Below are 12238 nucleotides of genomic sequence, written 5' to 3' on the forward strand. Positions count from 1 at the left end.
CAAACAGCGTCTAAATAGCGGCAGCCCGGTCAGGCGGGGCGGGCGCGCAGCAAATCGAATTTCCACAGCCACATCAGCGCGCGCACCCCGACCGGCGTGGCGGTGCCCGCAGCAGCTAGCAAGGCGTTGACGTTTTGCTCGCCAAGCTTGACCGACGTTGCCAGCACCGCCTCGATGGTGGCGCGTGGCAGCATGGCAGCGTCGAACGCGTAGTTGGCCATGGCCAGGCCGGCCATATCGTTCAGGCGTGCGGGCGCGTCGTGGGCCGCCACCACCAGCCAGTTGCCCTGGATGGTGGCGCTCGGGAAGTGACGGAAACGGCTGAACGGGTCGGCCCGCTGCACCCACGGTTCGGCGGCCTGCGGCCCGGCGGCAGCGCGCAATCCTCCAAGTTCCAGGGAAAGCTGCGCGTAGCGGCGCAGGATCACCGGCCAATCGAATTCGGCATGGGCGTGGGCCTGCGCCGCAGCGCCCATGGAAGTGCGTAAGGCCGGGTCACGGGCCAGCTTGCCCAGCGCGGCGGCCAGGGCGACCGGGTCGGTCACGGTCGCCATGCTGGCGCGGCCGATGTAATAGTCGTAGCTGTCGATGCCCAGCGCGTGGCGCGCGGCCAGATCGCCGCCCATGCCCGCCGGCGGCAAAATGGTCGGCACGCGGAAGCCGTCGATACCGTCGCGCACGGTTTCCTTGTAGCCGTTCCAGTCCGACACCACCACCGGCAGGCCCGCAGCCATCGCCTCGACTGGCGTCAGGCCGAACGTCTCCTGGATATTGTCCGACAGCGACACGAACACGTCGGCGCCTTGCCAGGCCTGGCGGTAAGCCTGCTCGTCATTGCCATCGACCCAGATGAAGCGCACCGACGGCGCCAGAGCCTGGTGCGCGGCCATGAAGCCCTTGCGGATCTCGTCATTGGGAAACACGCCAGCCTCAATGCAAACCACCGGTTTTTGCTGCGCCACTTTTTCCAGCGCCTGGTACATCGGCGCAGGATTGCCCTTGGCGTGGAAGGAAAGGCGGCCAGCAAACAGATAGGCGACCGCGTCGCCGTCCAGGCCAAGCGCCGCGCGCGCCTTGGCGCGCTGGCCGGGCTGCGGCGTGAACGACGGGCAGTCTATGCCCAGCGGGATCACCGGCAACTGCGGTGTGTTGTAGCGGGTGGCGCCGGTCTGCGCCGTCCACCAGGCTTTCATTTCGTCGTGCAGGCCGGTCGAGAAATCAAGCGCCGCCTTCGAAATGCAGATCATCGCGTCCCATGGCTTGAATGGCGGCAGGATCAGATCGGCCACCTGGTCCGTGGCGCCGTTCGACGACAGCGTGAAGGTCACGCCCATCATGCTGAAGGCGGCCGGGTCATAGCTGTTGCGCGAAGCGGCCAGATCCTTGGACGCCGGCGACGGGTAGTACATGCAGCCCACTTCGGCCAAGCTGGACCAGTCCCCAAGTTCGGACCAGCGCAACTGGCCTTTGAACCCGTCGCCCTGCAACTGGCGCAGCATGGCTTCGCCTGCCGGACGGCCCTGGCCCGTGCCGTGCACCATCTCATCGGGCCAAGTGCGCGCAACGCCGCGCATGAAGGCGCGGCCGGCGCTCTGGCGGCCCATGATCTTGTTCGCGGTGGAATAGGCGTCACCCGCAAAGTAAATGGAAAAGGGAACTGCACTTGTCATGGAAATCCTACGATGGGAAATGGGCTTGGGCCAGCACGCGGATGGCCTCTTCAGTGAACGGACCCTTGCTGGCGACTGCGTACAGGTCGTAGCAAGGGTGTTTGCGGCGCATGGTGATGACCACCTTGAAGCCGCATTCATGCAGCGTAGAAGACAGCACCTTCTCGGTGAAGCCGCAACGATGCGCCATGTACAGATTGCCGCACGCCATAGCGGGACGATGGCCATAGAGAATGTCTAACGGCGAGATGGGGCCCGCGCCGGATTCGTATACTGGCTCCACCAGCTTGCCCTCCGCGACCAGTTCGCAAACCGATTGCAAGTCCGGACAAGTAACGACCAGGAAACCATCATCCTTCAGCACGCGCAGGAACTCCTTGAGCGCAACCGGCACTTCGTGCGGGTACAGGCACTCAATGTTGTGGCTGGAAAAGATGGCGTCCACCATGCCATCCTCCACCGCAGCCATGTCGGTCATGGTGCCGACAATATCAGGCTTGACCTTCTGGTCGATATCGAAGCGCAGCTCCTTCCACTCGGGCGTATTGAAACCGCGGGTCGTACGATCGTTATGCTTGGGACCGCATCCTACATGGAGAAAGGTTTTCATTGCGGAGGTCTGGCAAGGTGACGGTTCAGGTGCGAAATTATAGAGGATGCGAGCCTGCACTTGTGCGATCAAACCGGCCCAGTCGTCCGGTGTGTTCTGCTGGAACACATGCATCGACGGATACCATGGCGTGTTCGACTGACGATACATCCAGCGCCATTCGCTTTCAAAACGACTGAGCAGCCATATCGGCTTGCCCATAGCGCCGGCCAAGTGAGCAACCGAAGTATCGACGGCGATCACCAGATCGAGCGCGGCCACCAGCGCGGCGGTGTCGCCCATGTCGGCGCACTCGGCCATCCAATCCGAGACCGGCGCGCCGGCGGGCGCTGCCTCGTCCTTTTGCAGCGAAACCCAGTGCACTCCCGGCAAGGCCAACAAAGGCGCCAGTTTGGCGAACGGCATGTTGCGGCCGGGAGCGTGACTCACTTGACCACCGCTCCACACCAGGCCCACCTTCAGACGCGCATCGCCGGCCAGCCGCTGGCGCCATGCGCGTACGCGCTCGGGGTCGGGCTGCAGGTAGGGAGCGGCAGCCACCGTGGCGGGCGAGGCTTTGAACACGGCGGGTAAACTCATGTTGTACAGATAATGGGTATAACCGGCCTCATCTATGGCTTCGCTGGTGCGCACGGCGACTTCGACGCCGGCAGGCGCGCTGCGCTGGAACAGGCCCGTCAAGGGCGCGGTCTCAACAAATTTAACGCGGGCAAAGACTTCGCGCAGTTTTGCGGCGAAGCGGAAACACATGATGGCGTCGCCCATGCCTTGCTCGGCATAGACTACGACGGCACTGCCGGCGGGGACGGCTTCGCCGCGCCAGAACGCCAGCCCGGTATGAGTGGCGTGCTCGCGGCCCGCCCGGTCCGAGCCCGCCGAACGCAGCTCGTAGCCCGCCCAGCCGGAGAGCCAGTCGCCGCACAGCAGGTCGAGCAGTCCCAGGCTGTAGCGCGCATCCGCGTAGCCAGGGTCGAGTTCTAAGGCCTTGGCGTAGCACGGACGGGCCGCCTCAAGCTGACCGCTGTCTTTGAGTGCTTTGGCCGCGTGGTACCAGATCGGCGCGTAATCCTTCTTGAGTGTCAGCGCCCGTTCGTAGCAGGCGATTGCCTGGCTATAACGTCGCAGCTTCTGGTGGCACACGGCAGCGGCGTACTGCGGTTCGTACCAATTAGGGGCGCATTCGACAGCGCGCACAAAGTGGGGCAAAGCCTGTTCGAACTGATCCGCCTGCAAGCTCAGCCAGCCAAGGCGGTGGTGGACGAAAGCGGTGCCGGGGCGTTTTGCCAGCGCGGTTTCCAGCGCGGCGCGCGCGGCGCCGATGTCGCCCAACTGTTCGTGGCAGAGCGCCATACCGACCCAAGCGTCGATGGCCTCCGCGCGGCGCGCAGCAAGCGGCAGGTAGTGCCCGAGGGCTTGTTGCCATAGTCCAGCTTCGCGGGCGGCGTGGCCCGAGGCTAGCAGCTGGGTGTCGGATTGCGATGCGCTCATGCGAAATGGAAAGTCAGGGATGGGAAGGTTTGGCGGCGCCACAGTATAAGACATTCCATAAAAAAACCCCACTGGTCTTGCGAGCAGTGGGGTTTTACTGTTTGCCCCCGATATTCCGGGGCAGAAGCGGTAGCCGGTACGCTGGCTTCCGCTTCTTTACAGGGCAGTGATTAGAACGATACCAGGTCGCCGGAAGCGATGTCGGTAACACCGGTCAGTTGACCGATCAGCTGTACATCTTGGGCAGCGATCGTGTTCGAAGTCGATACTTGGGTAACCAAGTACAGGTAACCGTCAACGCCATCATTCACGAAGGCGATGAAGCTGTCACCAATCGCAACTGCCGAGGTAACCAGACCGTCCAACGCGGTGATCGCGGTACCAGTCGTGCCATCCGCCAGGGCGGTGGTCACTTCCACGAAGCGAGCCGTGTTGGTTACAGTGCCACCCGTAGCGATGCTCAGCAGAGTGTCGGTTTCAACGCCGGTTGCGTTCACGGTCAACAGCGCCGAGAACTTCAGCACGTCAGCAGCGGTGGTAAAGCCAACAACCGTGTCACCAGCGGTACCGGCGCCAAAGTCGTTGTCACCAGCAGCAACACCTGCCTCGGTCGCCATTGCGGCGGTCGTGGTAGCAGTCCAGATGATGGTGTCGGAGTTCGCGCCACCCGTGATGCTGTCGGCGCCTGCGCCAGCGGTGATGGTGTCATTGCCAGCAGCGCCGTCGATGGTGTCCGAAGCTGCGCCGGTCACGATGGTCTGAGCGTTGGCACCAGCGGTGATAGCGAACTTCGAAACCGAACCAGTGAAGGTCTGGCCTTCAGTTGCCAGGCCGGTCACAGTAACTACGTCGGCCGCATCCACGCCGGTTACGGTCGTGTTGCCGTTACCAGCAACAAACGCCACAGCGTTGCCAGCGTCATTGCCCAGAGTGACAGCCAGGGTACCGGTATGGCCGGTTGCAGTCACGTCAGTCGCCGTGCCGGTCGTTACGGTGTAGTTCGACGAACCAGCCAGGGTCAGCGTGCCAGCAACGGAAGTAGCCGTCACAGTGTTAGCCGTTTCAGTGCTGGTGATGCTGGTTGCGCCGGTGCCAGCGATGATGGTCGAGATACCAGCGGTGGTTGCGTTGGAACCCAATACCACGGTGTTAGCAGCGCCACCCAGTTGCAGGGTTTCGAAACCGGACATGCGAGCGAAGTCAGCATCGACGAAGGCGGTCGAAGCAGCAGCCACAGCCAGGATATCGGCGCCAGCAGCACCAACCAACGAGCCATGGGCCGTGAAGTCGGCTTGGGTTGCGTAGGTTACGGTATCCGCGCCGGTACCGCCAGTCACGGTATGCGCCAGAGCGCCAGCAGCCATCGTTACACTGTTGGTGCCGTTAGCGAAGGTGATGTTGAACGCTTCGGTCTGATTGGTCAGAACCAGGGCGTGCGAATCGGTCGAGAACGTGATGTTTTCGATGCCAACCAGGTTGGCGTCGGTGGTCAGCGTGCTCGTGCCGGTGCCAGCGATCGACAGGGTATCGGTGCCCGAGCCGCCGGTCAGCGAATCGGAAGCATCCAGATTGGCCTGGGTTGCCAGGATCGTGTCGTTACCAGCGCCCAGGTCCACGGTGTGGTTAGCAGCGGCCAGGATGTCAACCGTGTCGTTGCCAGCGCCGGAAGCGATGACGTCAGCAGCGGTCGAAGCGGTGATGGTGTCGTTACCGCCACCGGTGGTGATGGTCGAAACCTGGGTGCCGCCAGCGGTGATGTTGAAGTTCACATCAGCCAGCGTGGTCGAACCGGTCAACGTGACAAACATGTCGGTCGATTGGATCAGGCCGTTACCGTCCGCGTCCACTACCAGTTGCTTCGTGCCCGAGTTGTAGAAGTACTGACCGATGCGGGTCGCAACGGAGGTACCCGACAGCAGAGACAGACCTTCAGCCGAGCTTGCTGCCGTGCCCTTGTTGGTGAAGTCGGTGGTGTTGGTCGAGGTCGAAGTCGTGTAGTTGATCACGATCGCGTCGGTACCGCTGACGAAGTCGCTGATGGTGTCGGTCAGCGCGTTGGTGCTTTGCGAGCTAGCCAGAGCGTAGTTGAAGGTGTCAGCACCGTCGCCGCCGGTCAGCACGTCAGCGCCAACGCCGCCGGTGATCGAGTCGGCACCAGCACCGCCAACGATGATGTCGTTGCCAGCACCACCGGTCAGGGTGTCAGCGGCAGCGCCGCCAGTGATCGAAACTTTCTCTGCAGCGACGTTAGCCGATGCGTTGACAGTGAAGGTCTCGCCAGAGTCCAGTGCCGAGCCATCGATCGCCAGGGTCAGATCCTGCTGGCCGTTGCCTGCGGTCGAACCGTAGCCAGCTGCCAGGGTAACGGACACAGTGCCAGTACCGGAGGTAGCAGCGTCGTTAACAACGATCTGGTCGATGTTGGCGATGTCACCGATGGTTGCGGACGTTGCGCCACCAACATCGTTGGTCGCCGTGGTCGTGTTACGGAGGCTGATGGTGTCTACGCCCGACGTACCGTTCAGCACGTCGCTTGCGTCCAGGTTGGAGCCGAAGAACACGAAGGTGTCGTTGCCGATACCGCCGGTCAGGGTGTCGTTACCGCCAACTGCGTTGATGGTGATGCCGGTAGCCATGCCCGATGCGGTTACGCTTACGCCACCACCAGTTTCGTCGGATACGGTGGTCACGCCAGCTGCGCTAGCGTAGGAACCCAGGGTGATCGCGTTGGTGTAGGCTGAAATGGTGACCGTTTCCACGCCGCTCACTTGCATGAAGTCCACGTCATTGACGGTTGCGGAAGCGCTGCTGATCGACAGGGTATCGGCACCCGAACCGCCGATGATGGTGTCCTGGTAGGTCAGGTTCGCGCCCAGTACGAAGACGTCGTTACCCGAGCCGCCGTTCAGGCTGTCGTTGCCGGTGCCGGAGGTGATCGAGTCTACGCCCGAACCGCCAACCAGAACGTCGTTGCCCGAACCGGTGGTCAGCACGCTGCCGCCTGCGCCGGTGGTGATGGTGATGGCTTTGGTAGCCGAGCCGCCGTTCACGGTCAGGATTTCAGCGGTGGTGTCGGTAGCCAGCGAATCAGCTACGTCCAGAGCGGAACCGTCGATCGATACGGCGGTAGCGTAGGAACCCAGGTTCAGAGTGATGTCGCTGCCAGCGGTGGCGGTAGCGTCGCCGCGGTCAACGATGGTGATTGCCTCAACGCCGGTGATCAGGCTATCGAAGGTCACGGTCGGTGCAGCTGCGTCGATGGTGACGGTCAGGCTGTCGGTGCCGGTGCCGCCGGTGATGGTCGTAGCAGCCAGTTCGGAAGCGTTGGCCTTGACGGTCAATGCTACGTTGGCGTCGTTGACTACTTTGTCGCCTGCGTCAACCGTTACGGTAGTCGCTGCGGTGTAGCCGGTCGACAGGGTCAGCGTTTCAGCGGTAGCGCCCGAGCTCAGGTCAACCGTGGTGAAGCTCAGGTTGGAGGTCAGGGTTGCCGAGCCGCCGCCGGACAGTGCCAGGGTTTCGACGTTGGTGACGTTGGTCAGGGCCGAAGCGGAGATACCCGAAACCAGCAGGGTGTCGTTGCCGGCGCCGCCGTCAATGGTGTCGCCCGAGGTCAGCGAACCATTCATGTTGATGGTGTCGTTGCCTGCGCCAGCGTTGATGCTGTCGTTGCCACCTTGCGCGCCGTTGATCGAGTCGTCACCAGCGCCAGTGTTGATGATGTCGGCAGCGGTACCGCCGGTGACGGTGTCGTTACCTGCGCCGCCGGTCAGGGTCAGCACTTTGGTGAACGAGGTGCCGTCCACGGTCAGGGTTTCGTCGTCAACGCCGGTGCCTGCGTCCAGAGCGGAGCCGTCGATGCTCAGTGCGGTGCCGTAGTTACCCAGGGTCAGCGAGATGTCGCGGCCTTTGGTTGCCGAAGCGTCGCCGCCGTCAACGATGGTCACGGTCTCAACGCCGGTGACATGGCCGCCAGCGGTGAAGGTTACTGCGGTGCCGCCTTGGGTAGCTGCAGTGATCTTCAGGGTGTCAGCGCCAGTGCCGCCGGTAACGGTCGAGCCTTGGAACGCAGCGTCGGTACCTTCAACGGTCAGTGCCACGTTGGCCACGGAGTTGGTGATGGTGTCCAGAGTGCTGATTTTCGCGGTGGTAGCGGCGGTGTAGCCAGCAGCCATAACCAGGGTTTGCGCAGCAGCGTTGGACAGGTCGATGGTGGTAGCCGAGATGTTCGAAGCCAGGGTGATGGTAGCTGCGGCGGTCAGGGCGACGGTTTCAACGTTGGTCACTTTGGCGAAGGTAGCCGCAGTGTAGGAAGCGCCAGCTACCGACAGGGTGTCGGTACCTGCACCGCCGTTGATGGTGTCGGCAGCGGTGAAGTTGTCAGCCGAGAAGGTGATGGTGTCGTTTGCCGAACCGCCGGTGATGGACAGGTCTTGAGCAGCGGAGGTGGTCACTTTCACAGCGCCGGTAGCGGTGTTAGCGTCGATCACGGTAACATTGCTGGCGATGGACGCGCCTTCGGTCAGGGTCAGAGCTTGGTCGCCGCTGATGTTGATGGTCTTGATAGTGGCGTTGGTGTCGCTCAGCATCACGGTGTTAGCCGAGCTGCTGGAAACGACGTTCAGGGTTTCTACACCGCCCGTGCTTGCACCAACTTTGAAGGTGCCGCCGGTCTGGCCTTTCAGGGTCAGGGATTGCGCGTCAGCAGTGCCGGTCACTACGGAGTCAGCATAGGTCACGCCCAGGTCGCCGGAACCGTTGCCCATTTCAGCAGCAACGATGTTGCGCACTGCCGTGAAGAAAGTGTCGCCGCTGGCCGAGCTGGCGTTCACAGCCAGAGTGGTCACGCCGGTGGCTTGCGACAGATCGATGTTGGTGTTAGCAGTGTCGTCGGTCTGGAAGTTCGATACCGAGATGGTTTCGATGCTGCTCAGGGTGACGGCCGTAGTGTTGGTGTCGGCGCCGGCGTTGCTGCCGGAAACCGAAATGCTCAGGGTATCGTTGCCGGTTGCGCCGCTCAGCACGTCGCCTGCGCCCAAAGTCGTACCAGCAGCCAAGTTGGAGATGGTGGCAATGTACATGTCGCCGCCGGTTGTGCCTGCGACGGCGGAACCGGAATCAGCGCTGGTGGTCAGCGTGAAGGTGCTGAACGGTGGAACTGGGGTGCCAACTTGAACTACAGTTGCGGTCAGGGTGTCCATTGCTGCTGGATCAATCGCAGCAGCCAGGGTTGCGTCGTCGGTAACGCCAGCGATGAAGGCTTTAACGGTCGGCAGCGAAGCGGCGTTGTAAGCGATCAGTTCAGCAGCGGTGTCCAGCGCTTCGGTGAAGGCGGTAGCAGCAGTTGCTTTGTTGTTGTAAGCAACCAGGTCCGAACCGACAGCGGCGGTCGACACGGCTTCGATGATGTTGGAGATGGTCAGACGGCCAGCAGCGTAGTGGCCAGCCCAGTAAACCAGACCGTCGTATTCAGCGTGGCGGCCGAACAGGTTCATGTAGATGGTGTCTACGACGGTGAATGCATCCTTGCCTTCCAGAACAGCGGTGTACTCAGGCGACTTGGAGAAGTCGGAGCTGATCACGGCCAGGTTGCCGCCATTGCCGGCCATCGTGGATTCCCAGAATTGCAGACCCAGCGTATCGGCAGGACGGCCGAAGTACGCCACGTACAGCTGCTGAATCGACTGGGTGTATTGAGTAGTAGACATTAAAAAACTCCTAGGAAGTCAAACTTAAATTTAAGGTTCGCGGCACTCTTACCTACAGGAATGCAAGGACGCGTAACGAATCATGGCAGAGGTGTTTATGTCTTCCTGTGACAGCCATCACAAAAACCCATAAAAATCCCTAAAATTTAGGCCGAATAACGACAAAAATTACCACGCGGCTCAATATACGAGAAGCTTATTGGGAAATCAATGGGTTTACACTGCTGAGCAACGGTGCAAAACCAATTGGCACGCACATTCTGAGGGGATTAAGGACGCATCACCGAATTCCCGACGGAACAGCAAATGCAGGGGACGCAAAGAACATTGCCGAGCACGCCATGGCAATAGTTTGAAGAACCGCCATCATAGCAAAACGGCCGCGAGCATGCGCACGCGGCCGTTGTAAATTTAATACAGTACAAAAACTATCTGCTACTTGCCCCAAGTTGTTATACCCGAGACAACACGCTGGCTGTCCATGCGCCCCTGGAACAGATAGGTGGCGTCACTGTTCGGCCCAAGTATGCCGCGCACTGTCATATTGACGCCGGTACCCAGCGAATTGCCGAACATCTGCCCGTCCTTGGCGACCACGCCATTCGATTTCAGTTTCACCCGGTCGCCGCCATTGAGCACGTCCATACTGGTATTAAATGTCGCCGCGCCAAAATCCACCAGCAACTGGGCATTTTCCAAAGTGGCGGCGCTGACCGCTTGCGTGGTCTGATTACGCACATAGGCTTCGCTACCTGCCAACTGGAAGCCGATGCTGCCTTTCTCGGGAACCGTATAAGCCGCGCCTTCCTTGCTGCGGAACAGGACGAAATAATCGTTCTGCGCCAGGCGCTCGGCGCCGGCCTTGCTCAGCCCGCTAGTGGCGGACTGGTCCGCTATTGCCTGCCAGCGGCCCCAGCTTATCTCGCGTGGCGCCGGCGGCGGTGGGGGCGGCTCCACCACCACCGGTGGCGTGACTACTGGCGGCGGTTCCACCACCACCGGCGGGGTGACGACCGGCGGGGTCACCACCACCGGCGGCGGCTGCGTCACCACAGGCGGCGTGACGACGGGCTGCTCCACCACCGGCAGCGGAGTGGGTTCTTTCTCCACGGTCGGCGGCGGCAGCACGGTCGGCGGCGGCTGCGTGGCGGCACTGACGAACTGGTTCAGGTTGGCACTCTTCTTGGGATCCAGGTTGGGGTCCGCGTTGCCCAGGCTGGGCGAGGGAGCGCCGGCGCCGGTGGCGCCCACTTTTACCAGCGGCTCGTCGGCGCGCGGCGGGGCCACCATGTCGGGCGCGGTGTTGTTGCTAGGCAGCAGTTGCGGTGCGCTCTGGCCGCGCTGGATTTGCAGCAACTGCCCCTTCTGCGTGGCCGACAGCTCGCGCGCGGTAACGCCTTCGCACGGGCCGCTGCCCTCGGGGCGACAAGCGCCGCCGAAGCCGCTGACGGTCACGCCGCCGGAAATGACGGCCACGCGCGAGGTGTCCTGGTCGGTGAAGACGGTGAAGTCGGTGCCGCGCACGCCGATGGCGGCGACAGGCGTGTTAAAGCGGAAGTTCTGGCGCGCCAGCTTGACGGCTTCGCCGGACTGGCTGCGCGCCACGCCACTCAGCAGTTCGAGCTTGATGCGGGTGTTGGCGGGGTTCTGCTGGTCCACGTGGTAGGTGGCGATGCGGGCCTTGGTGTTCGGGCGCAGGATGAACAAGCCCTTGTCCACGGTCTTGATGTAGACGTAGCCCAGCGCGCCGGTGGTGAGCAGGTCGCCTTCCTGCACTGCTGCGTTCAGCTGCGCCGGGGCGCCGGCCACCTGCGCCTCGCCTGCGACGAAAATGATTTTGCCGGCCTCCGCAGCCTGGGCGCTTGTGGCGGCCAGGGCGAGGCTGAGTGTGGCTAAGATTGGACGCAGCATGATATTCCCCTTTTCCGGACATTATCCCGCTGGTGCAAGAATTTTCCGTGATGACTGTCACATTTGTTGATGGGAACATTCTACTGGAACGATGTGGCGCGGCATCCAGCGTTACACTTTGTAGCAAAGGAGCATCCCACAGCCGGCAGCATCGGGATTAGCGATACTTGTCGCTGGCAATTGGTGTCGCTTGGCGTGCTACTATGTAGTTACGATGTAACACGTGGAGTAACACCATGAACGAAGCAACCTTTACCTTTCGGGTCGATGAAGGTCTCAAGGAACAATTCACCACGGCAGCCAAGGGCCGCGACCGCACCGGTGCCCAACTGCTGCGAGACTTCATGCGTGACTACGTACGGCAGCAGCAAGAAGCGACCGAACATGACGCATGGTTCCGTCGTCAGGTGCAGGCTGGCCTGGACTCGGCAAATGCTGGCAAGCTGATCCCTGCAACTGAGGTTGAAGCCAAGTTCGCCGCCAAGCGAGAGGCTACGCGCCGCAGGCTTGAAGCCTCCGCAGAATAATGGAATTGTTCTGGACACCCGAGGCGATTCTAGACCGCGAAGACATCTATAACTATATCGAAGCCGACAACCCGACCGCCGCGCTTGCCCTCGATGAGCTGCTTGCGAAGAAAGCCGGCCGCCTGGTCGATCATCCCGGCCTCGGCAAGACTGGCCGCGTTGCCGGCACTCGCGAGCTGGTTGTACACCGGAATTACGTCCTAATCTATGACACGGTCGGCAACGTGGTGCGCATGCTGCGTGTGCTGCATGCCGCCAGACAGTGGCCGCCTCCTTGATAACGTGGATGCTCAGACTTGCCGCCCCCCTCGCGCAACACTGGGA

The 12238-nt window shown here is 61.9% G+C and carries 6 protein-coding genes; 2 read left to right on the top strand and 4 right to left on the bottom strand.

The window, feature by feature from the left end:
* Nucleotides 1-29: 29 nt before the first annotated feature.
* The 4 genes from ACSQ8Y_RS29125 to ACSQ8Y_RS29140 form a co-directional block, all read right to left on the bottom strand.
* Nucleotides 30-1670: a glycosyltransferase family 4 protein gene (locus ACSQ8Y_RS29125; protein ID WP_436270065.1), complete on the bottom strand. Its 1641-nt coding sequence runs from the start codon at nucleotides 1668-1670 to the stop codon at nucleotides 30-32.
* Nucleotides 1671-1677: 7 nt separating this feature from the next.
* Nucleotides 1678-3768, bottom strand: a complete 2091-nt coding sequence (locus ACSQ8Y_RS29130; protein ID WP_436270066.1) for a tetratricopeptide repeat protein — start codon at nucleotides 3766-3768, stop codon at nucleotides 1678-1680.
* 170 nt (nucleotides 3769-3938) lie between these two features.
* Nucleotides 3939-9476 (bottom strand): beta strand repeat-containing protein, encoded by a 5538-nt coding sequence (locus ACSQ8Y_RS29135; RefSeq protein WP_436270067.1) that lies wholly within the window; start codon nucleotides 9474-9476, stop codon nucleotides 3939-3941.
* A 435-nt stretch (nucleotides 9477-9911) separates the two neighbouring features.
* Complete coding sequence (locus ACSQ8Y_RS29140; protein ID WP_436270068.1) at nucleotides 9912-11387, bottom strand: FecR family protein; 1476 nt, start codon at nucleotides 11385-11387, stop codon at nucleotides 9912-9914.
* A 236-nt stretch (nucleotides 11388-11623) separates the two neighbouring features.
* Here ACSQ8Y_RS29140 and ACSQ8Y_RS29145 point away from each other — a divergent pair, with 236 nt between their 5' ends.
* The gene (locus ACSQ8Y_RS29145; protein ID WP_436270069.1) at nucleotides 11624-11914 is read left to right on the top strand and encodes a CopG family ribbon-helix-helix protein; all 291 of its coding nucleotides are present in this window, start codon (nucleotides 11624-11626) and stop codon (nucleotides 11912-11914) included.
* Complete coding sequence (locus ACSQ8Y_RS29150; protein WP_436270070.1) at nucleotides 11914-12192, top strand: type II toxin-antitoxin system RelE/ParE family toxin; 279 nt, start codon at nucleotides 11914-11916, stop codon at nucleotides 12190-12192. Before ACSQ8Y_RS29145 ends, ACSQ8Y_RS29150 begins: the two co-directional genes overlap by 1 nt.
* The last annotated feature ends 46 nt before the right edge of the window (nucleotides 12193-12238 follow it).

The organism is Pseudoduganella sp. LjRoot289 (genome assembly GCF_964252925.1).
In the GTDB taxonomy this organism is placed as follows: Bacteria; Pseudomonadota; Gammaproteobacteria; order Burkholderiales; family Burkholderiaceae_D; genus Rugamonas.